Origin of the sequence: Mesorhizobium sp. B1-1-6, assembly GCF_006443035.1 — a bacterium.
Taxonomy (GTDB): domain Bacteria; phylum Pseudomonadota; class Alphaproteobacteria; order Rhizobiales; family Rhizobiaceae; genus Mesorhizobium.
On sequence record NZ_VFWR01000011.1, the window covers coordinates 114,640 to 138,628 of the forward strand.

20 protein-coding genes, 1 tRNA gene and 1 pseudogene are annotated in these 23,989 nt (G+C 63.8%); 10 read left to right on the forward strand and 12 right to left on the reverse strand.

From position 1 onward, the window contains the following. Window positions 1-169 precede the first annotated feature (169 nt). Window positions 170-1,360, forward strand: coding sequence for a hypothetical protein (locus FJ979_RS22105; protein ID WP_140560560.1), 1,191 nt, complete (start codon window positions 170-172; stop codon window positions 1,358-1,360). Between the two features lie 123 nt (window positions 1,361-1,483). Here the strand turns inward: FJ979_RS22105 and aspS are convergent, their stop codons facing one another. Together aspS and FJ979_RS22115 are read right to left on the reverse strand one after the other, a co-directional pair. Beyond that, on the reverse strand, window positions 1,484-3,274 hold the full coding sequence (gene aspS / locus FJ979_RS22110; protein WP_181167403.1) for an aspartate--tRNA ligase: 1,791 nt from the start codon (window positions 3,272-3,274) through the stop codon (window positions 1,484-1,486). 179 nt (window positions 3,275-3,453) lie between these two features. Further along, complete coding sequence (locus tag FJ979_RS22115) at window positions 3,454-4,320, reverse strand: LysR family transcriptional regulator (RefSeq protein WP_140583750.1); 867 nt, start codon at window positions 4,318-4,320, stop codon at window positions 3,454-3,456. Window positions 4,321-4,412: 92 nt separating this feature from the next. Here FJ979_RS22115 and FJ979_RS22120 point away from each other — a divergent pair, with 92 nt between their 5' ends. The 3 genes from FJ979_RS22120 to rnd all read left to right on the forward strand — a co-directional run bounded on the left by FJ979_RS22120 (window position 4,413) and on the right by rnd (window position 7,895). Continuing rightward, the gene (locus FJ979_RS22120; RefSeq protein WP_140515818.1) at window positions 4,413-5,324 is read left to right on the forward strand and encodes a DMT family transporter; all 912 of its coding nucleotides are present in this window, start codon (window positions 4,413-4,415) and stop codon (window positions 5,322-5,324) included. Window positions 5,325-5,423: 99 nt separating this feature from the next. Next, the gene (locus FJ979_RS22125) at window positions 5,424-6,668 is read left to right on the forward strand and encodes an MFS transporter (RefSeq protein ID WP_140494106.1); all 1,245 of its coding nucleotides are present in this window, start codon (window positions 5,424-5,426) and stop codon (window positions 6,666-6,668) included. A 75-nt stretch (window positions 6,669-6,743) separates the two neighbouring features. Further along, window positions 6,744-7,895, forward strand: a complete 1,152-nt coding sequence (rnd, locus tag FJ979_RS22130) for a ribonuclease D (RefSeq protein ID WP_140494108.1) — start codon at window positions 6,744-6,746, stop codon at window positions 7,893-7,895. Window positions 7,896-7,925: 30 nt separating this feature from the next. Here rnd and FJ979_RS22135 read toward each other — a convergent pair. The 5 genes and pseudogenes from FJ979_RS22135 to FJ979_RS22155 form a co-directional block, all read right to left on the reverse strand. Further along, a pseudogene (locus FJ979_RS22135) lies at window positions 7,926-8,346 on the reverse strand (MAPEG family protein). A 29-nt stretch (window positions 8,347-8,375) separates the two neighbouring features. After that, on the reverse strand, window positions 8,376-9,005 hold the full coding sequence (locus FJ979_RS22140; RefSeq protein ID WP_140494112.1) for a hypothetical protein: 630 nt from the start codon (window positions 9,003-9,005) through the stop codon (window positions 8,376-8,378). Beyond that, window positions 8,956-10,458: an IMP dehydrogenase gene (gene guaB / locus FJ979_RS22145; protein ID WP_140494114.1), complete on the reverse strand. Its 1,503-nt coding sequence runs from the start codon at window positions 10,456-10,458 to the stop codon at window positions 8,956-8,958. Before guaB ends, FJ979_RS22140 begins: the two co-directional genes overlap by 50 nt. A gap of 137 nt (window positions 10,459-10,595) precedes the next feature. Further along, window positions 10,596-11,045, reverse strand: coding sequence for a PIN domain-containing protein (locus FJ979_RS22150; RefSeq protein WP_140515645.1), 450 nt, complete (start codon window positions 11,043-11,045; stop codon window positions 10,596-10,598). After that, the gene (locus tag FJ979_RS22155; protein ID WP_140521745.1) at window positions 11,042-11,287 is read right to left on the reverse strand and encodes a type II toxin-antitoxin system prevent-host-death family antitoxin; all 246 of its coding nucleotides are present in this window, start codon (window positions 11,285-11,287) and stop codon (window positions 11,042-11,044) included. Before FJ979_RS22155 ends, FJ979_RS22150 begins: the two co-directional genes overlap by 4 nt. Window positions 11,288-11,496: 209 nt before the next feature. Here FJ979_RS22155 and FJ979_RS22160 point away from each other — a divergent pair, with 209 nt between their 5' ends. Then, window positions 11,497-12,918 (forward strand): MFS transporter, encoded by a 1,422-nt coding sequence (locus FJ979_RS22160; protein ID WP_140494120.1) that lies wholly within the window; start codon window positions 11,497-11,499, stop codon window positions 12,916-12,918. A 6-nt stretch (window positions 12,919-12,924) separates the two neighbouring features. Here FJ979_RS22160 and FJ979_RS22165 read toward each other — a convergent pair whose 3' ends face one another. Both FJ979_RS22165 and FJ979_RS22175 read right to left on the reverse strand, forming a co-directional pair. Beyond that, window positions 12,925-13,722 carry an RlmE family RNA methyltransferase gene (locus FJ979_RS22165; protein ID WP_140583752.1) on the reverse strand — a complete coding sequence of 266 codons (798 nt, stop codon included), beginning with the start codon at window positions 13,720-13,722 and terminating at the stop codon, window positions 12,925-12,927. Between the two features lie 343 nt (window positions 13,723-14,065). Then, entirely contained in the window at window positions 14,066-15,415 is a 1,350-nt protein-coding gene (locus FJ979_RS22175) for a Ppx/GppA phosphatase family protein (RefSeq protein ID WP_140494124.1), read from the reverse strand. A gap of 427 nt (window positions 15,416-15,842) precedes the next feature. On the opposite strand from FJ979_RS22175, the gene FJ979_RS22180 reads away from it, so the two are divergent. The 4 genes from FJ979_RS22180 (at window position 15,843) to FJ979_RS22195 (ending at window position 18,983) form a co-directional block, all read left to right on the forward strand. Next, window positions 15,843-16,775 carry a lysylphosphatidylglycerol synthase domain-containing protein gene (locus FJ979_RS22180; protein WP_140583754.1) on the forward strand — a complete coding sequence of 311 codons (933 nt, stop codon included), beginning with the start codon at window positions 15,843-15,845 and terminating at the stop codon, window positions 16,773-16,775. A gap of 136 nt (window positions 16,776-16,911) precedes the next feature. Beyond that, a tRNA-Gln gene (locus tag FJ979_RS22185) sits at window positions 16,912-16,985 on the forward strand. 148 nt (window positions 16,986-17,133) lie between these two features. Beyond that, complete coding sequence (locus tag FJ979_RS22190) at window positions 17,134-17,628, forward strand: hypothetical protein (RefSeq protein ID WP_246679365.1); 495 nt, start codon at window positions 17,134-17,136, stop codon at window positions 17,626-17,628. Window positions 17,629-17,978: 350 nt separating this feature from the next. Continuing rightward, window positions 17,979-18,983 (forward strand): L,D-transpeptidase, encoded by a 1,005-nt coding sequence (locus FJ979_RS22195; protein ID WP_140583756.1) that lies wholly within the window; start codon window positions 17,979-17,981, stop codon window positions 18,981-18,983. A 94-nt stretch (window positions 18,984-19,077) separates the two neighbouring features. Here the strand turns inward: FJ979_RS22195 and FJ979_RS22200 are convergent, their stop codons facing one another. After that, window positions 19,078-19,764, reverse strand: coding sequence for a D-lyxose/D-mannose family sugar isomerase (locus FJ979_RS22200; RefSeq protein ID WP_140560557.1), 687 nt, complete (start codon window positions 19,762-19,764; stop codon window positions 19,078-19,080). A gap of 186 nt (window positions 19,765-19,950) precedes the next feature. Between FJ979_RS22200 and FJ979_RS22205 the strand changes: the two genes are divergently transcribed. Then, a complete protein-coding gene (locus tag FJ979_RS22205; RefSeq protein ID WP_181168505.1) occupies window positions 19,951-21,009 on the forward strand; it encodes a D-TA family PLP-dependent enzyme in 1,059 nt (352 codons plus the stop codon). Between the two features lie 24 nt (window positions 21,010-21,033). Here FJ979_RS22205 and FJ979_RS22210 read toward each other — a convergent pair whose 3' ends face one another. Continuing rightward, window positions 21,034-21,798 carry a heme ABC transporter permease gene (locus FJ979_RS22210; protein ID WP_140557043.1) on the reverse strand — a complete coding sequence of 255 codons (765 nt, stop codon included), beginning with the start codon at window positions 21,796-21,798 and terminating at the stop codon, window positions 21,034-21,036. A gap of 165 nt (window positions 21,799-21,963) precedes the next feature. Continuing rightward, window positions 21,964-23,736, reverse strand: coding sequence for a glucan ABC transporter ATP-binding protein/ permease (locus FJ979_RS22215; RefSeq protein WP_140521731.1), 1,773 nt, complete (start codon window positions 23,734-23,736; stop codon window positions 21,964-21,966). Window positions 23,737-23,989: the final 253 nt, after the last annotated feature.

Genomic DNA, 23,989 nt, shown 5'->3' on the forward strand with positions numbered 1-23,989 from the left:
ACGACGCCGGGCGGCCCGGTCTCCAGCATGTTCGGATCGAGTTTGCCTTTCGCCGCGATTTTTGACCATTGTGGCGGGATGCGCCTTTTTCCCGTCCAGTTCGTCACTGAAGGGTGATGGCGCCAAAAATTGAAAAATAATTTTCAGGACACTCGCAGGGGCATTCGCGATGACAATCAAACGCTCGACTCTCAGGAAATTCGCCTTTTCGACCTTCTTGCTCACACTGCCGCTGAACGCGGCGCTCGCCCAGGACACCGCGGTCGCCGACCGGCTGAAGGCGGCACTTGCCGCGCAGGGCGTCAACATCTCCTGGACCGGCGTGACCGGCGACAACGCCAGCATGGTGTTGCAGGGCGTATCCATCAAACCGGGCGCGGAAAAAGAAGCCCTTGCGATCGGCGACGTCAAACTCGAAGGCGTGACCGAAGCCAATGGCGGCTATGATATCGCAACCGTGTCGACCTCGGCATTCGAACATAGCACGGACGGCGTCACCCTCAATTTAAGCCCCCTCGTCATCCACGACATGATGGTTCCGGCCAGCGGCGCCAGCGGCCCGCTGGGCTCGCTGATGATGTACAAGTCCGCCGAACTCTCGAACATGAGGGTCAAGATCGCCGACAAGACCGCTTTCTCGATGGACGGGCTTGCCATCGAAATCACGCCGCCGGCCGACGGCCAAGCGATGAAATTCACCGGCACCACCGAGAAGTTCAATGCCGACCTGACGCTGGTCGAGGATCCCAAGTCGAAGGAAGTCATCAACGCACTCGGCTACCAGAACATTGCGGGCAATTTCGAGATGGCCGGCACCTGGCAGCCCACTGACGGCAAGATGGAGCTGTCGAAATACAACATTTCGGTCGAGAATGCCGGCACGCTCGGCATGACCTTCGATCTCGGCGGCTACACGCTCGACTTCATCAAGTCGCTGCAGGAAATGCAGAAGAAGATGGCCGCGCAGCCCGAAGGGGCCGACAACTCGGCGCAAGGCATGGCCATGCTCGGCCTGTTGCAGCAGCTTTCCTTCAACAGCGCCTCGATCCGTTTCGACGACGATTCGCTGACGGGCAAGGTGCTGGACTATGTCGGCAAGCAGCAAGGCATGTCGGGCAAGGATATCGCCAACCAGGCCAAGGCGATCGTGCCGTTCGGCATGGCGCAGCTCAACAATCCCGAGCTGACGGCGCAGGTAACGGCGGCGGTCGGCAAATATCTCGACGATCCGAAGAGCCTCGAAATCTCGGCTAAGCCGCCAGCGTCGGTGCCGTTCGCACTGATCATGGCGGGCGCCATGTCCAATCCGACCGACCTGCCGAAGACGCTCGGCGTCACCGTCAAGGCCAACGAAGACTGATCGAAGCGACCTCGACTTGCTTCAAGATACGAAAAGCCCGGCAGCGATGCCGGGCTTTTGTCTGCGATTCTCAATCGAACGAGTCACTTCGGAGGCTTCTTTAAAGCGCCGTCCGAAGCGCCATCATGCCTCTTTCTTGATCGGTGCGACACGCAGCGACAAGTCGCGAAGCTGCTGCGGCGTGGCTTCCGACGGCGCATTCATCAACAGGTCGTAAGCCTGCTGGTTCATCGGGAACATGGTGATCTCGCGCAGGTTCTTGGCGCCCACCAGCAACATCACGACGCGGTCGATACCGAATGCCGCTCCGCCGTGCGGCGGGGCGCCGTACTGAAACGCACGGTAAAGGCCGCCAAAGCGCTCCTCGACGGTCTGGCGATCCAGTCCGACCATCTCGAAGGCCCTGACCATGGTTTCGGGCAAATGGTTGCGGATGCCGCCCGAGGCAATCTCGAAGCCGTTGCACACGGCGTCGTACTGGAATGCCTTGATGCCGAGCGGCTCCTGGTTGTTGAGGGCGTCGATGCCGCCCTGCGGCATCGAAAACGGATTGTGGGCGAAATCGATCTTCTTCTCGTCCTCGTTCCACTCGAAGAACGGAAAGTCGACGATCCAGCACAGCTCGAAACGGTCGCGGTCGACCAGGTTCAGTTCCTCGCCGGCGCGGGTGCGCGCAGCACCCGCGAAGGAGACGAATTTCTTGGGATCGCCGGCGACGAAGAAGGCGGCATCGCCATCGGCAAGGCCCAGCTGAAGGCGGATCGCCTCGGTGCGCTCCTCGCCGATGTTCTTGGCAAGCGGACCCGCGCCTTCGAGTTTCTCGCCTTCCTTGCGCCAGAAGATGTAGCCCAATCCGGGCTGCCCCTCGCCTTGCGCCCAGCTGTTCATGCGGTCGCAGAAGGCACGGCTGCCCCCGGTCTTGGCCGGAATGGCCCAGACCTCGGCCTTGGGATCGTTGGCCAGGATGTTGGCGAAGACCTTGAAGCCGGAATCACGAAAATGGTCGGAGACCGCCTGCATCTCGATCGGGTTGCGCAGATCCGGCTTGTCGGTACCGTATTTGCGCATCGCAACATCATAGGGAATGCGCGGCCAGTCCTTCGTGACGGGCTTGCCGTTGGCAAAGGCCTCGAAGACCGATGTCATCACCGGCGCCATGGTGGAAAGCACGTCATCCTGCTCGACAAAGCTCATTTCGAGGTCGAGCTGGTAGAATTCGCCGGGCAGGCGGTCGGCGCGCGGATCCTCGTCGCGGAAGCAGGGCGCGATCTGGAAATAACGATCGAAACCCGAGACCATGATCAGCTGCTTGTATTGCTGCGGCGCCTGCGGCAGCGCATAGAAAGTGCCGGGGTGAATGCGCGACGGCACCAGGAAGTCGCGCGCGCCTTCGGGCGACGATGCGGTGAGGATCGGCGTCGAGAATTCGGTGAAGCCGACCTCGCCCATGCGCTTGCGCATCTCGGCGATGATCTTCGTGCGCGCCACGATGTTCCTGTGCAGCGTCTCGCGGCGCAGGTCGAGGAAGCGGTATTTCAGCCTGATGTCCTCGGGATAGTCCGGCTCGCCGAAGACCGGCAGCGGCAATTCCTTGGCCGCCGAAAGCACTTCGATCTCGCGCGCGAAAATCTCGATCTCGCCGGTCGGCAGGTTGGCATTGGTGGTTTCAGGCAGGCGCGCCTTGACCTCGCCGTCGACGCGGATCACCCATTCGCCGCGCACTGTTTCGGCGATCTTGAAGGCCGGCGAATCGGGATCGGCGACGATTTGGGTCAGGCCATAGTGGTCGCGCAGGTCGATGAACAGCAGGCCGCCATGGTCGCGCACGCGATGCACCCAGCCCGACAGGCGAACGGAAGCGCCGACGTCGCTCTTTCTCAACTGGGCACAGGTATGGCTGCGGTAACGGTGCATTGTCATGGGCAAAAGTCCGGGATGTTGGGTTGCCGGCCGAAGCATCGCGGCCCGGCCTGAAAAATTTGCGCGAAAAGCGCATGGGAGGCCCGGTTTGTCAAGGCGAGTGGGCGGAGGGCCAGGGCAACGAACCCGGGTTGACGGGTTCTTTCGGAGCATTCGCCGGCGCGCAGGTCGCCCTATGAACCAAGGCTTGACAGCCGCAGGCGATGCGCGAGGTGATCGACGACCAATACGGCGCTTGCGGAAGACGTTGTGGCCCGATGAAGGCGGATCTCCGCCCCGGGCAGCGGCGGCACATAAGGGCCAGGATGGACATCGCGCAGGCCGGGCGCGAGCATGCTGCCCTTGACCACGGTAACCGCAAGGCCCTGCTCGACGATCGCCTCCGTCGCGGCAAGGCTCGGGCTGACATAGGCCAGTCGCCACGGCCGGCCCGCTCTGTCGAGCGCGTCAATCGCCCATGCGCGAAACAAGCAATCGGGGTCCGACAACGCGACGGGCAGCGGATCGAGTTCTTCGACAGAGTGGGTCCTCGCCGCCGCCCATATCGCTCTTTCGCGGCGTATCAGATCGCCCTCGGCCACACCTTCCGGATGCATGGCGATGACCGCGTCAAATGATGAGCCGAGCCGTTTCAGCAGCCGCGCCGTGAGGCCGATCTCCATTTCGACCTGCATGAGCGGAAATCGCACGGCGATATCGGCGAGGAGGCGTGGCAGGATCTTGGTGCCGTAGTCCTCCATGACGCCTATCCGGATGCGTCCCGCTACCCGTTGGTTGGAGACACGGGCAATCGCCTGCTCGTTAAGTGCAAGAATGCGGCGTGCGTCGATCAGAAACCCCTCGCCGGCGGCCGTAAGCTCGACATGGGCCGTCGATCGACGGAACAGCGAAATGTCGAGGCGCTCTTCAAGGCGCTTCACCTGCAAGCTGACGGTGGCTTGCGTTCGATTGAGCTGCTCGGCGGCTCGCGTGAAAGAGAGCCGCTCGGCAACGACGACGAAAGTCCGCAACAATTCCGGATCGAGACTCCGACTGCTCATTGCGCAAGCTTATCAAGCTCATTGCATTTATTCGATTCCTTTTACCCGGTTTGCCCGATACCGCTGGACTCCGAACTGGCAGAGGGGAAGCGATGGAAACTGGAGGCGTGCTCGCGGCGATTCTCTCCAGCGCCTTTGGCGGCACCGCTGTCGGTGCAACGCGCTATCTCGCGCGTTCGCTGGATCCGCTCACCATCGGCGCGATCCGGTTCGGGGGTGGTTTTCTAGTGCTCGCCGCCGTAGCGCTTCTGCGGCGGGACAAGTGGCCTGCGAAAAGCGATTGGCCGGGCGCCGCCGCATTGGGCCTGCTGTTCTTCGGCCTATTCCCGGTGCTCTTCAACGGAGCCCTTGTCTACACGACGGCGGCGCGAGGAGCTCTGGCGCTTTCGACGCTGCCTGTGCTCACAATGCTCGCAGGCGCGGTTCTAGGGATCGAACCGCCGACGACGCGCAAGATCGTCGGCGTCCTGGTCGCGATGGCCGGAGTGGCTGTCGCGCTTGGCAGCAGCCTGACGACAGCTCCCCAGGGCGCCTGGCGCGGAGACCTCCTGATGATCGCGGCGGCATTCTGCATGGCGCTCTACAATGTCTGGTCGCGACCTTTTCTCACCCGCTGCGCGCCGACATCATTCGCCGCGTTTGGCATGGCCGTCGGCACGGCCTGCCTGTTGGCGCTGTCGACTTTGACTGGAGGCCTGACGCGACTTGCCGCGCTTGAGGCGTCGCAATGGGTTGCCAGCGGATACCTGGCCGTAATTTGCGGCGCCCTGATCTTCTTCCTCTGGGCGTTCGCGCTTGAACGTGCGCCGCCAACGCTGGTTGCCGTTTCAGTTGCCGTGAACCCCGTGACGGCATCGATCTTCGGCGCCGTCTTTCTCGGTGAGCAAATCAATGCAAACCTAATTGTCGGGCTCATCGCTGTCCTCGCGGGAATAGCCATCGCGTCGGGAGCAGCCGGGCGGTTCGCCGTGGGACGTCGAGGAGGCAGGCGCCGACTTCCTTGAACAGAAAGGCGGACACATCCTGTTGGCGCGGGGAATTGCCGCTGGTATTGACGGAAGCGATGGTTCAAGTAGGGATCACAGACATGTGATCGCCTCTTAATGTCCTCCATCCGTCCGCTGATCCCGCTCCTCATCGCCGCAGGCATCCTGCTCGGCGGCAATGGGCTGCAAAGCACGCTGATCGCGCTGCGCGGCGCGCAGGAAGGTTTTTCGGCTTCCGACATCGGCCTGATGGGCACGTTCTATTTCGCCGGCTTCCTGCTCGGCTGCCTGGCCGTCACCCGCATCCTGAAGGCGGTCGGCCATGTCAGGACCTTCTCGGCGCTGGCCGCGGCCGCCTCGGCCGGCACATTGCTCCTGGTTCTGGTCATCGACCCGGTGATGTGGTGCGCGGTGCGTTTTGCCGGCGGTTTCTGCTTCGCCGGCCTGTTCACGGTGATGGAGGCCTGGCTCAACTCCGGGGTCAGCAACAAGGACCGCGCCCGCGTGCTTGCCATCTACCGCATGGTCGACATCGGCTCGGTCACCGGCGCGCAGTTCCTCATCCCGATCTTCGGAGCAGGCGGCTTCGCCATATTCGCCATCATGTCGATGATGATCACGCTGTCGCTGGTGCCGGTATCGCTGGGCGATCGCTCCAACCCGACGCCGCCGGAAGACGTCAAGCTCGACCTGGCGCGGGTCTGGCGCATCTCGCCGCTCGGCTGTTTCGGCTGCATCGCCGTCGGCGTCACCAACAGCGCGTTCCGCACGCTGTCGCCGGTCTATGCCGAGCAGATCGGCATGTCTGTCGCCGATGTCGTAACCTTCGTCAGCGTCGGTATCTTCGGCGGCGCACTCATCCAATACCCGCTAGGCTATCTCTCCGATCGCTGGGACCGGCGCTCGGTGCTGCTGGCGACGACATGCTGCGCCATGCTGGCAGCGCTGGCGCTTGCGTTCGTGGCGGGAGCCGACCCGTTTCTCAACTTCCTCATCATTTTCATCTTCGGCTGTTTCGCCATGCCGCTCTACTCGCTGTCGGCGGCGCACTCCAACGACCGCGCCGGCGCGGGCGAGTTCGTTCTGATCAACGCCGCCTTGATGCTGTTTTATTCCTTCGGCGCCATTGGCGGCCCTTTCGCCGCATCGACGGCGATGCAGTATTTTGGCCCAAGCGCGCTGTTCGTGTTCAGCGCGCTGGTCTATGCAATCTTCATCGCCGTCATCCTCTATCGGATGCGGGCACGATCGGGCGTGCCGGCTGGCAAGCGCAGCCGCTTCACCGCGCTGTTGCGCACCTCGACGGTTTTCGCCCGGCTGGCGAGAAGAAACGGCGATCCGGACGGGCCGGACGGGCCGTGATGCGAGCGCCAACGCTTGACGAAAGCCTTCCCGGCTGAAATCTAGGAAGACCCTACTCCTGCCAAAAGCGATTTGATGCACGTCATCACCACCCAAAAAGAACTCGAGACCGTTCTCGCCGCTTTCGAAAAATCGGATTTCGTCACCGTCGACACCGAATTCATCCGGGAAACGACCTTCTGGCCGATCCTGTGCCTGATCCAGATGGCGGCGCCCGGAATAACGGCGCTGATCGATCCGCTGTCGCCAGACATCGACCTGAAGCCGTTTTTCAGGCTGATGGCCAATGAATCTGTCGTCAAAGTCTTCCATGCCGCGCGGCAGGACATCGAAATCATCGTCCATCTGGGCGATCTCGTTCCCCATCCGGTGTTCGATACCCAGGTTGCGGCGATGGTCTGCGGGTTCGGCGACAGCGTTTCCTACGATCAGCTCGTGCAGCGCGTCACCGGCGCGCGGCTCGACAAGTCCTCGCGCTTCACCGACTGGCGCCACCGGCCGCTGTCCGAAAAGCAGCTCGACTATGCGCTTGCCGACGTCACCCATCTTATCGAGGTCTACCAGCATCTCAGCGCCGAACTGGAGCGGGAGAACCGCGCCCACTGGCTGAACGAGGAGATGGACGTCCTGACCTCGCGCGAAACCTACGATCCGCACCCCGAGGATGCCTGGAAGCGGCTGAAGATGCGGCTGCGCAAGCCGCAGGAGCTGGCGATCGTGCAGGCCGTGGCGGCATGGCGCGAGCGCGAGGCGCGCGAACGCGACGTACCCCGCGGCCGCGTGCTCAAGGACGACGCCATCTACGAGGTGGCGCAGCAGGCGCCGCGCGACGCGGCCGCGCTGGCCAAGCTGCGCACGATACCGAAGGGCTGGGAGCGCTCCTCGACCGCGGCGGCGCTGCTTGGCGCGGTCAACACCGCACTAGCTCTGCCCAAGGAGCAATTGCCGAAGCTGCCAAAGAGTTTTCAGCCGCCCGAGGGATCGAGCGCCGCCGCGGAGCTGTTGAAGGTGCTGCTCAGGATCGTGGCCGAAAAGCAAGGCGTCGCATCGAAGGTCCTGGCTTCCAGCGACGACATCGACCGCATCGCTGCCGAAGGCGAAGCCGCCGACGTGCCGGCGCTGCAGGGCTGGCGCCGCGCCGTTTTCGGCGAGGCGGCGCTGAAGCTGGTGCGCGGCGAGATCGGCATCAAGTTCGACAAGCGCAAAATAGCGGTGTTCGATTTGTAGGCGGAGCGCCCCAACGAAGGGGAGTACTGCTCAAACCACCCGGAGCAGGTGCAGCGCGAGCCAGATCCAGCCCAGCAAAAGAATCACTGCCCCCAGGGGAAAAAGACCGGCTGCGCAGGAGCAGATTGTTGCTGGTCAGGTGAACCCAGGCATGAAAATAGCGGGTCGCGACAAAGATCCACATCAGGGCCAAGGTCAGATAGTTGACGCCGTTGGTCAAGTGCAACATCAGGCACAGCACATAGAAAAGCACCGGCAGTTCGAACTGGTTGCTGAGGTTGCTGGCAACTGTCACGCAGGAGGCCGGCTCGGTCGAGCGCGCCTTGTACTGGCTGACTTTGGCTTCGCCCGATTGGATGGCGACATACCTGCGCCGGGCCATGGCGCCATAGACGATGTAGACCAGCAACACGTGCGCCAGAACAGGCCAGAAAATCGATGTCTGGTTCATGAACCCTCCCCGCCCGGTGCCGGGTCAGATCAATTCTGTTTCTGACCCGCCAGCCAGAAGACGGCGATGACGATCACCGGAATTGCGAGCAGCGCGAATTTGGTGACGATCAGCGCCGAGGCGAGACCCAGGGAATCGGGATTGGCCGACAGGAAATCCGACAGAAGGCGGGCCACGGCGATGTTCTGGGCGTAGTTGGCGATCGTGTAGGGCAGCACCAGGATCAGTGCGAAGATCGATTGCATCTGGCCCGGGAGCACGCGGAAATTCCTCAACCGCCTTCCCGTTGCCAGGATCAGGCTGACCAGCGTCACCGACAACAGCGCGGGGAACAGGAGATCGAAGGTCAGATAGTGCCAGACCAGGATGATCTCGCCGCCGCGCCGGCCGAGCGCCGTCAGCCAGGCCATGCCTTCGTCCGGCGTGAAGCCAAAAACGCGCATGTCGAGCGACGGCAAACCGCCGCTCAACTGGCGGAAATAGAAGAACTCCATGAGCGTCATGGCGATGAAAACCGCCACCGATGCGGTGCAAAGGGCGGCAGCGTGGCGCGATAGCCGCAAGATGGTCGCGGCCAAATTGCGCCAGAACGTGTACTGGTCGGGCCGATCAGGCTCCGCCGGGATAGTTGGGGCTTTCGCGGGTGATCGTGACGTCATGGGCGTGGCTTTCACGAAGTCCGGCGTTGGATATGCGCACAAAGGTGGCGCGTTCGCGGAAATCGGCAAGGTCGCGGCCACCAACATAACCCATAGCGGCTTTCAGGCCGCCTGCAAGCTGGTGCAGCACGCCAGACACAGGTCCTTTGTAGGGAACCTGCCCCTCGATGCCTTCCGGCACCAGTTTCAGCGTGTCGCGAACCTCCGCCTGGAAGTATCGGTCGGCCGAGCCGCGCGCCATGGCGCCGACCGAACCCATGCCGCGATAGGCCTTGAACGAGCGGCCCTGGTGCAGATAGACCTCGCCCGGGCTTTCGTCGGTGCCGGCAAGCAGCGAGCCGATCATGGCGGCACTGGCGCCGGCGGCAAGCGCCTTGGCCAGATCGCCGGAATATTTGATGCCGCCATCGGCGATCACCGAGGCGCCCGATTTGTGCGCAGTTTCCACCGCCGACATGATGGCCGACAGCTGCGGCACGCCGACGCCGGCGACGATGCGGGTGGTGCAGATGGAGCCGGGGCCGATGCCGACCTTGACGGCATCGGCGCCGGCATCGATCAGCGCCTGGGTGCCCTCGGCGGTGGCGACGTTGCCGGCCAGGATGCGCACCGAGTTGGACAGTTTTTTCGCCCGCGTGACGGCATCAAGAACGCGCTGCGAATGGCCATGCGCGGTGTCGATGACCAGAAGGTCGACGCCTGCCTCGATCAGCCGCTCAGCGCGCTCGAAACCGTCGTCGCCGACGCTGGTGGCGGCCGCGGCGCGCAGACGCCCCTGCGCGTCCTTGGTGGCGTGCGGGTTGAGCTGCGATTTCTCGATGTCCTTGACGGTGATCAGCCCCACGCAATTGCCCTGCTTGTCGACGACGACGAGCTTTTCGATGCGGTGCTGATGCAGAAGCCGCTTGGCCTCGTCCTGGTCGACATTCTCCTTGACGGTGATCAGGTTCTCACGGGTCATCAATTCGTAGACCTTCTGCGCCGGATCGGAGGCGAAGCGCACGTCGCGATTGGTCAGGATGCCGACCAGCCGGCCGCTCTTGTGGCCGCCGGAGCCGCCATTCTCGACCACCGGAATACCCGAGATCGAGTAGGTGCGCATCAGCGACAACGCGTCGGCCAGCGTCGCGTCGGGACCGATGGTGACCGGGTTGACCACCATGCCGGATTCGAATTTCTTCACCTGCCGCACCTGCTCGGCCTGCTCGGCCGGCGAGAAATTGCGGTGGATGACGCCGATGCCGCCGGCCTGCGCCATGGCGATGGCAAGCCTTGCCTCCGTGACGGTATCCATGGCCGCCGACAGGATCGGCACGTTGAGGTCGATGTCGCCGGCAATCCGGGTGCGGATGTCGGTCTGGCCGGGCATGACTTCGGAATGGCCGGGCTGCAAAAGCACGTCGTCAAAGGTCAGCGCCAGCGCGCCGGTGGACGTTTCGATGATTTTTGCCATGGCCAGCCCTTTGAATGCGGGAAAAGCGCTGGACCGGGATGGACAGCGCGACTCTCTTCTTCCCTTTCAGGATTGGCGGTGGCTGGTACCACGTCCCGGCACGGAAGAAAAGCCGATCGTTGCGGACGCTTCAGCTTCTATTGCGAACCAAGGAAAGCATCCAGCAAAGCGTGACGCGGCGATGCAAAGGGGTTGACGACGGTTACACCGCCCCAGGTGAAGCCGTCCTGCAGGTCTTCCGACAGAAGCAGCCGGCAACCCGTTTGGGATGCAGCCGAAAGAATGACGGCATCCCAGATGCCGAAGCGATGGTCCGCCGCAAGATCGACAGCCATCGTCATCACCTCCGGCGTCGTCCCAGCAACCGGGAACGCGTCGCGCCAGCTAAGCAGCGCATCCCGAGCCTCCTGGCGCGACCTTCCGGCTTTGCGGACGAGGACATTGAACAGTTCACCCAGCACCTGAACCGGAACAATGGCAGCGTCTTGTGGAACCTTGCGCAGCAGTTCGAGAACGTGGTCGCGTTTGTCTACGTTGTTAACGCCCTCTGCGTAGGCAAGAATGTTGGTGTCGAGCGCGACCCTCACAGGTCATCCTCGTAGAGCTCATCGCGGGTCCAGCGTCCTGCATCGGCAACCGGCTGCCGTTCGAGTCGCGACAGCAATGCCGCGCGCGAGCGGGAGGCCACACCCTCGTGCCTCTCCGCAGGCACGATCCGTGCCACCGGCCGACCATGGCTTGTCACGACGTAGCTCTGGCCCTCGCGTACCTCACGCAGGATGCGAGAAAATCTGCGATTGGCATCGGCTGCCGAAACGGCCTCTTCCATGATCATAACGTCCTGTAGTTATTTTCACTACAATAGGGATAGTGTCCGCTTTTTGCAAGCAATCGTGTATCGCAGCCGCCATCGGAGGTTGCGGTCGCATAAAAGTGACAGCAATTTAACACGACATTGGTGTCCAGCCGTGATAACCGCCCTGCCTGCCGGCAAACTCCCGGTCGGCAACATCTGGAATCAAGCCCGGACGCGTTCCTTTGAACCGAACCATTCCGCTCATATTGGCGGTCGCTCTTTTCATGGAAAACATGGATTCGACCGTCATCGCCACATCGCTGCCGGCGATCGCCCTCGACATCCACACCAGCCCGATCGCGCTCAAGCTGGCGTTGACCTCCTATCTTGTGTCGCTGGCGATCTTCATTCCCATCAGCGGCTGGATGGCGGATCGCTTCGGCGCCAAGAACGTTTTCCGCGCCGCGATCGCGGTGTTCATCGTCGGTTCGGTCGCCTGCGCCGTTTCGGGCTCGCTGCCGGCCTTCGTGGTGTCGCGCTTCCTGCAAGGCATAGGCGGCGCCATGATGACGCCGGTCGGGCGCCTGGTGCTGGTGCGCGCCACGCCCAAGAGCGAACTTGTCGCGGCGATGTCCTGGCTGACCGTGCCGGCATTGGTGGGCCCGCTGGTCGGACCGCCGATCGGCGGCTTCATCACCACCTACTTCACCTGGCACTGGATCTTCCTGATCAATGTGCCGATCGGCCTGATCGGCATCTGGCTGGCCACCCGCTTCCTGCCGGAAACCGAATCGATGGAGACGCCGCCGCTCGATTTCGTCGGCTTCGTGCTGAGCGGGCTGGCGGCGTCCGGCGTCGTGTTCGGCCTGTCAGTGATCAGCTTGCCCTATCTGCCGCCGGCGACCGGCTTCATCACCGTGGGCGTCGGGCTGGTGTCGGGCGCTCTCTACCTCATGCATGCGCGCCGTGCCAGGAACCCCCTGCTGGCGCTCGACTTGTTCCGCAACCAGGTATTCCGCTCCTCCGTGCTTGGCGGCGGACTTTTCCGCATCGGCATCGGCGCCGTGCCGTTCCTGCTGCCGCTGATGTTCCAGATCGGTTTCGGGCTGACGCCGTTCCAGTCCGGCATGATTACCTTCGTCTCCGCGATCGGCGCCATCGGCATGAAATTCGTCACAGCGCTGATCTTCCGCGTCGTCGGCTTTCGTCGCGTGCTGATCGTCGGCTCGCTGGTGGCCGCCGCGTCGATCGCCGTCAACGGCCTGTTCACGCCCGATACGCCCTATCTCTTGATGCTGGCCATGCTGCTGGTGGGCGGCTTCATCCGCTCGATGTTCTTTACCGGCATCAACGCCCTCGCCTACGCCGAGGTTTCAGCCGAGGACACGAGCAAGGCAACACCGATCGCCGCCGTGTTCCAGCAACTGTCGATCGCGCTGGGCGTGGCGGTTGCCGGCGGCATCCTGGAAGTATCGACGGGTATCCACGGCGGCCCGTTGACATTGCCGGACTTCCATACCGCCTTCTTCATCGTCGCGGCAATTTCCGCCGCCGCATCGCTGTCGTTCATGCGGCTGGCGCCCGATGCCGGCAACGCCGTATCGGGCCACGGCCGCCTGACCATGCCCAAGCCGCTGGAACCGGTGAGGTCGCCGGGGGAGTGAGACGGTTCAGCCGTCGCCGTCCGCCGGCCCTTCGCCATGGCTCCGTGCGCTCAAGTTCTTCGAGACATCCACTGGACGTTCCGATCCGCCTGATGGCGGACCGGATTCTCGCCCTTTGAAATCCTTCGCCAGTAGATACAGCTCCACCGACTCATCGCGCGACGCAGGCGGCTTGACGTGGTGGACGGACCGGAAATTCTTCTTCAGCATCGAGAGCAGCTCGTTTTCGGCGCCGCCCTGGAACGTCTTGGCCAGGAAGTGGCCGCCCGGCCTCAGCACCGACAGCGCGAAATCGGCGGCCACCTCGCACAGATGCATGGTGCGGATGTGGTCGGTCCGCTTGTGGCCGGTGGTGGGCGCCGCCATGTCGGACAGCACGACATCGGGATCGCCGCCAAGCGCCTCGGCCAGCTTCCGCGGCGCCTCGGGATCGAGGAAATCCATCAACAGCACCGGCGCGCCGGGCACCGCGTCCATCTCGAGATAGTCGATGCCTACGACATGCGGATTTTCCGCGGTCGATTTGGTCCGCGCGGCCGCGACCTGGCACCAGCCGCCGGGGGCCGCACCAAGGTCGATCACCTTCATGCCGGGTTTCAGCAGATGGTGCTTGTCGTCGATCTCGATCAGCTTGTAGGCCGCGCGCGAGCGGTAGCCGTCAGCCTTGGAGCGCTGGACGTAGGGATCGTTGATGTGACGCTGCAGCCAGCGGCGCGACGATTCCTTCAGCCCGCTTTTCTTCTTGATCCGCGTCTTCAGCACGCGAATGCCGGCCGAGCCCGGCTTTTCCGGTTTCTTGGTCATTGGTTGACTTCTTGTCCAAGTTTTCTCGCTTGCCGGGTTGTGGCCGTTTTTCGGCGGCAGCGCGTTTGGCAAACGGCTTCCCCCACTCCGTCGCTGCTTCGCAGCGCCACCTCTCCCCCCTCCGGAGGGAGAGGAAGGGCGCCAAGATTGGCTAGCTCGCGCCAATCCTCTCCCCCGTCGATCGGGGGAGAGGTGTCGAGCGAAGCTCGACGGAGTGGGGGTCGACTGCTCACCGGAGCAACGCTTGCGCCAGCTTGCCCGAGCGTGACTTCCGGACAAACGGAACCGTTTGTCCGCGAAAACCGGTCGCCACTTTTCGCTGACGCGGTCCTGCGGTTCGGGATCATGTTCTGCCGCGCCCATCGTTGCGCCAGACGCCGTCATCGGCCATCAGCTCGCTCAATATGCCCTCGCGCAAGCCACGGTCGGCAACGCGCAGCCGCTCCGACGGCCACACGGCGCGGATCGCTTCCAGAATGGCGCAGCCGGCCAGCACCAGGTCGGCGCGGTCCGCGCCGATGCAGGGATTGGCGACACGCTGCTGGAAATCCCAGCCGACCAGCTTTTCGACCATGCGGTCGACGCTGTCCCTGTCCATCCACAGGCCGTCGACGCGGCGGCGGTCGTAGCGCTCGAGATCGAGATGGACGCCAGCCAGCGTCGTCACCGTTCCGGAAGTGCCCAGCAGATGAAATTTCGGGCTGGCCTTGAGGTGGCTAAGCCGATCGCGGCCATCGAAGGCGGCGAGCCGGGCGGCGACGTCGTCGACCATGGCGCCAAAAATCTCGCGCGTCACCGTGCGGCCGCCGAAACGCTCGGCCAGCGAGACGACGCCGACCGGCAGCGACGTCCACGACACGATATGGTTGGCGAGTCGCGGCGAGCGGCGGCCGGTGAGATCGATCAGCGCGATTTCGGAGGAGCCGCCGCCGATGTCGAACAGCACGACGCCCTGCGTGTCGCGCTCGACCAGCGAACCGCAGCCGGACACCGCCAGCCGCGCTTCGGTCTGTCGGTCGATGATTTCGAGCTTGAGGCCAGCCTCGCGCTCGACGCGCTCCAGGAACTCGACGCCGTTCGCCGCCGAGCGGCAGGCCTCGGTGGCGATCAGCCGCGCCTTCCTGATCTTGCGGTTGCGCAGTTTCTCGCCGCAGACCTTCAGGGCCTCGACCGCGCGGTCCATCGCCGGTTGGCCGAGGCGGCCGCTGGCCGTGAGCCCCTCGCCCAGTCGCACGATGCGCGAAAAGGCGTCGATGACACGAAACTGGCCATGACGCGCCGGCACGGCGACCAGCAGCCGGCAATTGTTGGTGCCGAGATCGAGCGCGGCGAAGACCGGCAATTCTGGCATCGGCGGCCGATGAGCCCCCGATTCGGGCCGAGCCACCGCGATGGGCGGTGTGGCTATGCCTGCAAGCGCCGCGCCAGCCGCGGCGGCGCGTGCCGTCGGCGCCCCGTTCGCCGCGGGACGGATATCGTCGCGCGCAAAAACCTTGCGCCCGCGCCGGCGTTTGCGCCTTTTCTTGGCCTTGCCCTTTTGATGGTGGTTCGCGTCGCTCGCCTGCCCGTCGGCGGAGCGTGGCTCCGTCGGGCGGCGTTGCTGCCATTTGGCGGTCCCCGGGCCTGCCGGCCCCGGGGAAGCGCTGGACGCGCCCACCTCCGGCGCGCCGGCGCCGGTGTCGCGGTCTTCCACTGTCGTTCCTTCCGGCGCCGCGCGAACCGGCGAACGGACGCAGCAGGCGCTTCTTTGTTTCAAGTTGCCGCCAGACTAACAGCGCCGGCCCGGATCACCAAGTGCCGCGTGGCACGAATTTTGCCGGGCTGTCCGCAAACCGCCCGCTGCCGCGTCTTACGCAAAGTGGGGGTAAACAGCGACTTTCAGCACAAATGCGTGTGGGGACGGTCGCATGGCCGGGCCGATATTCCCGCTCGGCTGTCGATTTTCCGCCTCTCGACGACGATAACGATTGCGGCTTGCCATGGCGGCAAGGGCCGGCGGTTGAATAGCCGGCTTCGATGAGGCATCTCTGAAATAGAGGGGGCAAAGCGATCGGAATCGCCGACCGCTTTCCCGCAATGACAGCGAAGACAACGGGCCCGCAACGCATGGCAGTCAGGCAATGAACTGGAGACGCTATTTCTGGCCGGTCGTCGGCATCGGGGCGGTGATTTTCTCGCTCCTGCTGCTCTGGCACGAATTGCGCGGCATTTCGCTGGATGATGTCTGGGACGGCATTGCGGCGATCCCGGCGCGCGGCTGGATCCTCGCGGGGCTGAGCTCGGTTGTCGCCTATGCCTCGCTCGCCGGCTACGACCACATCGCGCTCCTGCATATCGGCAAACGCGTGTCGTGGCTGTTCGTCACGCTGTGCTCCTTCACCACCTACGCGCTGTCGCACAATATCGGCGGCTCGGTGTTTTCGGGCGCCGTCATCCGTTATCGCGCCTATGGCACGAGGGGATTGAGCGGACAGGACGTCGGCGTGCTGGTGGCGATCTGCTGGATTACCTTCGTGCTGTCGACGGTACTTGCCTCCGGCCTCGTTCTGGTGCTCGAACCGCAGATCATCGACCGCTTCTCCGGCATTGCCCATCACGGCCTGTCGCGGGCTGCGGGCATCGTCATGCTTGCCGTCGTCGCCGCCTACATCTTCGGCAGCTGGCTGCATCTGCGGCCGCTGAAGATCGGCAGCTTTCAGATTCACTATCCGGCCCTGCCGATCGTGGCGCGGCAATTGCTGATCGGCCCGATCGAACTCCTGGCGGCGGCCGCGATCATCTTCTTTGCCCTACCCGGGCCCCATAACCCCGGCTATTTCGTGGTGCTCGGCGTGTTCCTCGTCTCCTTCTCGATCGCGCAGATCTCGCACGCGCCGGGTGGGCTGGGCGTGTTCGAGGTGGTGTTCCTGGCCGGGCTCTCCGACATGGACCCCGTGGGCGTGCTAGCGGCCCTGCTGGTATTCCGGCTGTTTTATCTCATCGTCCCGCTGTTTCTGGGCCTGGGCATCGTGCTCTACTTCGAGCGCTCGCAGTTCGGGCGGACAGGGAGCTGAGGCGCCGCGCCGAAACATCACAATTGAAACACCGGCAGGCTTGACTATTTTCTGCTGGCGGCTACAAGGCAGCGCTCAAGCGGCTCAGCCGCTCGGCCCGCGCGGTTTTCACGTTTGTCGTGATAGTCACGCCTGCTGGGGAATAGGTTAACGGTAGACCCACGGACTCTGACTCCGTTAGTCCTGGTTCGAATCCAGGTTCCCCAGCCAGCTTCACTCCCATCGTCCGCACCAGACCAACCAGCCTGATCCGCCGTCTCGCGATCGAACAGGCAGCCCGATCGCGGGTTGAAATATCGGGACGGCCTCTTACCTCGGTAAAGGGCGGGCGAACAATCCAGCAGATCGGAGAGCGGTTTTGGCGTCTCGCGGGATTCGACTACCGGCTATCCTGTTTCTTCTCACCGGCACGGGCGCGCTCTGGTCCTGCGTCGTTCCCGACGATACGTCCAAGCTTGCGAAAGAGGATCCCACAACGGCTGCCGCCCAAAAGGAAATGGTCGGCCTCAGCGAAGCGGATCTGCGAATGTGTGCGGGATTCCCCACCGCCACCGCCGACGAAGGAGCATCGGGGCAAATCTGGAGCTACGAGCGTGCGGTGCAGCGGGGCAATGTCAATGTCGTGCTTCCTACCTTCGCGGTAGGCCCCATCCCTTCCGTCGGCGGGTCGTTGAATGTCGCTCCGGGAGGTTATTGCAACACACAGGTTCGCATCGTCGATGGCCGTGTGGCTGAGGTCGCCTATGCGGGCGACAACAACCTTCCAAACCGCCGCGATGGGCTGTGTGTCAGCGCCGTCGACGCATGCGTCGTCTATGCCCGCAAACAAAACAAGGGCAGGTCTGGCAGTTAATGGCGTTCGACACCGGTGCGGGTGAGCCCGGCGTTGCCATAGGCGCTGCACGGGCTGGTGGAATGCCTGACACGGCGCGGCGAAGCGAGGCGTTGCCGGCGCTGCAAGCAAGGTTGGCCAAGACGGATGTACCAATCAGCTCGTCATGCCTGTGCAGGACGAGCGTGCAGCCGGCGCCGAGTTCTTGCCGTTAAGTCTATCATCACATGCATCCGCGCGACCGCCGGACGTCCCGATCCGTATTCCTCATACTGGCGGTCGGTGATCGCGGCTCAAATGCAGGGGGGAATGGAACCAGATCGGCCCTGCAACGTCATAGAAGCAGGTGCTCATGCAGGAGTGTGACGTCGATGACCAGGCTCCTTCTCGTCGCGGCTGTCGTGCTCGCCATGGCATGTGACGTATCGGCGGCGGCAAAGCTGGACGTCGCAGCCGTCAACAACGCGCAATTCGACGACAGCGAAGCAAAAGGCGTCAGTGCGACCGTGCTGAAGGCACAGATCCTTCTGGATCGCGCGCGCTTCTCGCCGGCCCTGATCGACGGCCGCGCAGCAGAGAACTTCGCCAAGGCGGTCCGGGCGTTTCAGGCGGCCAACGGGCTGCCCGCCGATGGTAAGCTCACCCGCCAGACCTGGGACAAGCTGGTCGCGACCTCCCCGAGCCCGGCGCTCGAGACGTACGAGCTGACGCGCAAGGATGTGCGCGGACCGTTTACCAGGCGAATTCCGGCGCGCATGGAGAAAATGGCCCGCCTGCGCAGGCTCGGCTACCACAACGCGGCGGAAAAAATAGCGGAGCGCTTCCACGTCAGCCAACAGTTGCTTCAACGGCTCAACCCTGGCGTCGGCTTCAGGAAGGCCGGGCAAAAGGTGCTGGTGCCTGCCGTCACCCGAGGCGATCCGCCCGCGGGTGTTGCTGAGGTCGAGGTCGACAAGGGCGCGCGCCAGCTTCGCGTGCTCGACCCGTCCGGCAAAGTGCTTGCGGTGTACCCCGCCTCGATCGGCAGCCAGGAGAAGCCGGCGCCGAGCGGCCAGGCAGAGGTCAAACGCGTGGTGCACAACCCGACCTATCACTACGATCCCGACTTCGCCTTCAAGGGGGTCAGGACCAAGCGCCCCTTCACGATCGCCGCCGGGCCAAACAATCCGGTGGGATCGGTGTGGATTGATTTGTCCATCGAAAGTTACGGCATTCACGGGACTCCGGACCCGAGCAAGATCGGGAAAACCTTCTCGCATGGCTGCATCAGGCTGACCAATTGGGACGCCGAAGATCTCGCCTCCGAAGTGCACGAGGGCACGAAGGTCATCTTCACCGGCGAAGCGGTGGGATCAATCGACCAGGGATCGCCGTAGAGGCAACCGGGGGACTCACTTTCACTTGGCTGCTGCCATTGAGGCGCTGCCGGCCTTGGCCGTTAGCCGGCCGGCGCCTCAGTTTACTGCGAAGTTACCCCAGCCACTTCTCATAGTCGGACACCAGCAGGTGCAGCGGGGCGACGTCCTCGTCGATGTTGGAGAAGCGACCGATCGGCTCGCGAAACACATTGTCGGTGAGATCGTCATTGACGGTCGACACCTCGCCGATCAGTACGTCCTTGCCTTCGGCCCAGAAGGCATGCCAGACGCCGGGCAGCAGCGTGACGCTCTGGCCCGGATCGAGCTTCAGCAGCCCGCCCGCCGGCAACCGGTGGATGGTGCCGTCGACAGGCACCGACACCTCGGCCTTGGGATCGATGCCGCCGTCGCGATCGTGCATGAACAGTTCCAGCACCAGCTTGCCGCCGCCACGGTTGATGATGTCCTCGGCCTTGATGTTGTGGCGGTGCATCGGCGACAACTGGTCCTTGCGCGAGATCATGATCTTCTCGGCATAGAGCATGCCCATGCCCTTCTTCATGTCCTCGTAGCGGCCGTTGCGCACGGTGAACAGGAACAGGCCGAGCTCCTTGAACTTTTCCTGGCCGTAGTCGGTGATGTCCCAGCCGAGCCGTGAGGTGAAGATCGCAGAGGAATCGACCTGGCGCGCCTTCATCTCTTCCGGCGACCAATAGGCGAAGGGCGGCATGATGTAACCGAACGAGCGGATGAAAGCGTCGGCTTCGCGGATGATGTCGTTGATGGCGGAGCGTTTCATGATCGTGGTCCTCGTGTCGACTTCTCCGACAAATCGCATAGCCGAACGCCGATGCGGTGTCGATCCGTATTGCCCGATCCCGGCTTGCGGCGTGGCCGCATGGAATCACGGATCCGCTCGGCTGGCCGGGTGACACAAGGCACTTTCAGGGCCATAACCCCTGCGGATTCCACAGGGTGACAGATGATGCCGACCATTCACGACCTCGATACGCCATCGATCCTGATCGACGCCGCGCGCGCCGAAGCCAATATTGCCCGCGCGCAGGCGCATGCCGACCGTCACGGGTTGAAGCTCAGGCCCCACATCAAGACGCATAAGCTGCCCTATTGGGCGAAGAAGCAGGTGGCGGCGGGCGCGGTCGGCATCACCTGCCAGAAGATCGGCGAGGCCGAGGTGATGGCCGATGCCGGGCTGACCGACATTTTTCTCCCCTACAACATCCTTGGCCGGGCCAAGCTGGAGCGGCTGAAGGCGCTGCATGGGCGCGTTACCCTATCGGTGACGGCGGACAGCGTGGAGACGATCGAAGGCTTGGCCGCCACCTTCACCGATGCCGGCCATCCCCTGCCGGTGCTGGTCGAATGCGACACTGGCATGGGGCGCTGCGGCGTGCAGACGGCCGGTGAAGCGGTTGGCCTGGCAAGACAGATCGAGACGGCAAAGGGCCTCGCCTTCGGCGGGCTGATGACCTATCCGGCCGCGGGCCGTGCGGGGGAGGCCGAGGCCTGGCTCGCCGGCGCCAGGCAGGCGCTGGCCGCCTGCGGTCTCGCCTGCGCGCGCATCTCCAGCGGCGGCACGCCCGACATGTGGCGCTCGGGCGAAGACAGCGTCGTCACGGAATACCGCCCCGGCACCTACATCTATCTCGACCGCTACCAGGTCGCCAAGGGCGTCGGCAGCCTAGACGATTGCGCGCTGAGCGTGCTGTCGACCGTGGTCAGCCATCCGACGCGGACGCGTGCCATCCTCGACGCCGGCAGCAAGGCGCTGTCGAGCGATACGCTGGGGCTCGCCGATTTCGGCGAGCTGCTCGGCGTTGCGGGAGCGCGGGTGACGGGCCTGAGCGAGGAACACGGCACGGTCACGCTCTCAGGCGATGGCAAGCTTCGCATCGGCGAGCGCGTGCGCGTGGTGCCCGACCATTGCTGCGTCGTCACCAACCTGTTCAATGAGGTCAATTTGATCGACGGCGAGACGGTGCTGGAAACCCTGCCGGTGGCCGCACGTGGGCGGATGGGATGACTTCTTTGGCCAGGCGCGGGTGATTCAAGCCGGCTGACGCTCAGCCTGCCGGGCCGCGACCCTGCGCATCGCAATCACCCGCCGCCGGTGGATTTCGGTACGCATCGCCATCAGGTGCAGCGCGAAGAACAGCACCGTGAAGCCGATGGCCATCACCAGCAGCGGCCAGAGCATCGAGGGGTCGATGGTCGATCCGCCCATGCGGAACACCGAGGCCGGCTGATGCAGCGTGTTCCACCAATCGACCGAGAATTTTATGATCGGGATGTTGATGAAGCCGACCAGCGTGATGATGGCGGCGGCCCAGGCGGCGCGGCCGGCATCATCGAGCGCGCGGGTCAGCGCGATGATGCCGAGATACATCAGGAACAGCACGAAAACCGAAGTCAGCCGCGCGTCCCATACCCACCAGGTGCCCCACATCGGCTTGCCCCAGATCGAACCGGTGATCAGCGCCAGGGCGGTGAAGACGGCACCTATGGGGGCCGCCGATTTCAGTGCGACATCGGCCAGCGGGTGGCGCCAGACCAATGTGCCGAGCGCCGAGAGCGCCATCAGCGTGTAGCACATCATGGCCAACCAGGCGAAAGGCACATGGATGTACATGATGCGGACGGTGATGCCTTGCTGGAAGTCCTCGGGCGCGGTGAAGCTCATATAGAGGCCGGCGGCAAGGGTCAGCGCCGCAATCGTCGCCAGCCACGGCACCACCCGGTCGGCAAGCGCCACGAACCGTGTCGGGTTGGCAAGATCGGTCCAGCCGCTCAGGCGTGAAGTGCTGTCGCTCATGCCGCTTTAAATAGCCCGGCTATGCGTCTGGGGCAATCGAGGGAGTGTCGCAGGCCTTGTCACCTCCCCTTGGGGGGTTGCTGCGAAGCAGCGGGGTGAGGACGGCGGCGCTCCCCGACCGGACCTTCGGTCCGACCTCCCACGGGGGGAGGTAAAAGAACCCGCTCAGGCGGCCTCGCCCTGTATCGAGCGGCTGAGGCGGCGGACCTCTTCGTCGTTGAGCAGGCCGCCGGCGCGCAGCAGGCTGGCGAAACGGCCGTTGCGCAGCGACAGCTCGGCGAAGCCGCCCATTTCGACCACCCTGCCCTTGTCCATGAACACGACCAGATCGGCGTCGCGGACGGTGGTCAGGCGGTGGGCGATGATGAAGGTGGTGCGGTCGCGGCGCAATTCGTCGATCGCTTCCTTGACGCGGTCTTCTGTCTCGACGTCGAGCGCGCTGGTCGCCTCATCCAGCACCAGGATCGGAGCATCCTTCAACACGGCGCGGGCAATGGCGATGCGCTGGCGCTCGCCGCCGGACAACTGGCCGCCGCGTTCGCCGACCACCGTGTCGTAGCCATTGCTCTTGGCCAGGATGAAGTCCTGTGCGGCAGCCGCGTCGGCGGCGGCATGGATCTCGTCGTTGGTCGCATCGGAGCGGCCGACGCGGATGTTGTCCTCGATCGAGCGGTTGAGCAGGCCCGCATCCTGGAACACGGTGGCGATCGAATGGCGCAGCGACTTGCGGGTCACGGTGCGGGTGTCGATGCCGTCGATCAGGATACGGCCGGTGGACGGCGAGAAGACGCGCTGCAACAGATTGATGAGCGTGGTCTTGCCGGCGCCGGTCGGCCCAACGATGGCTACGGTCTGGCCCGCCTGGACCTCGAAGGAGACGTCGTGGATGCCCTGCCCCGAATTGGCGAATTCGAAGCCGACATTCTCGAAACGGACATGGCCGGTGACGTTAGTGAGATCGCGCAGCCCGTCCGGTTCGGCGGCGTCGGCCGCCGAGTCCTCGAGATGGTAGAAATCCTCGAGCTTGGCGCGGGCCTCCGAAATCTGGTTGGCGAATGCCGACATCTGGTCGAGACGGGCGATCAGCAGCGTTGCAAAACCGGTGAAGGCGATGACGTCGCCGATGCGCAGCTGGCCGTGGGTGACCAGATAGGCGCCGATCAAAAGCACCACCATCATCGAAATCGTCGACGACAGGCGATGCAGCGCATTGGCCATGGCCCACCAGTCGAGCACAGGGTTCTGCGCATCGAGCAGGTTCTTGACGTAGCGGCGCAGCGTATCGGCCTCATGGCCGAGGCGGTTGTAGCTCTGCAAAACGGCGACGTTGCTGACCGAGTCCGTCACATGGGCGAATACGGTATGATAGTGGCGCTCCACGGCGGCCTGGCCTGCCTTGGTCCGCTTCATCACCAGCCGGCCGATGCCGACATAGAGCACGCCGAGAGCCAGCAGCACCATCGACATGCGCACGTCCATGCTGAGCGCGGTCGGGATCAGCAGGAACAACGCGACGGCCGTGGACAGATGCTGGCGCATGAATTCGAGCCAGAGACTAAACAAGGTCTCCACGGCACGCAGCAGCGTGTGCAGGGAATTGGACGTGCCGCGCTGATGATGCCAGGCGAGCGGCATGGTGATGACGCGCTCGAAGGAGTCGCAGAGCACTTCGCTGCGCCGGGCGTGGGCGAAGCGGTCGGCGCCGCGCGCCACAAGAACGAACGCGATGATGTTAAAGGCGCCCAGGCCGGCCCAGAGGGCGAGGGTCGAAAAGACGGAGCCGTGTGCGGAAATCGCGTCGATCACGCGACCGAACATGATCGGCTCCAGGATGGCGATGATGGCCAGCGCGACATTGGCTGAGCAGATCAGCGCTACGCGTTTCCTGTCAGCTGCCAAATAACCGAGCGCTCGCCAGTAGATTTGCAGAAGGGACACTTCAGCTACTCCGCCAAAACATTTATTGTGCACCGCACCATTTCTTGACACGTATCGGTTAACGCGTCGCAAAACAATGCCCGTCTATCCCTTCCGTTCCCGTTTAGCGAACAAAAGATGACGACGATGCGAAATCTCACGTGATCACCTAACGGGTTGAGATAAAAGGTGAAATGTCAGCCTTGCGGCAAAATCATGGCAGCCGCTGAGCGCTGCCACATTTTTAATCACGGGGAACTTGCCCGGCATGGCC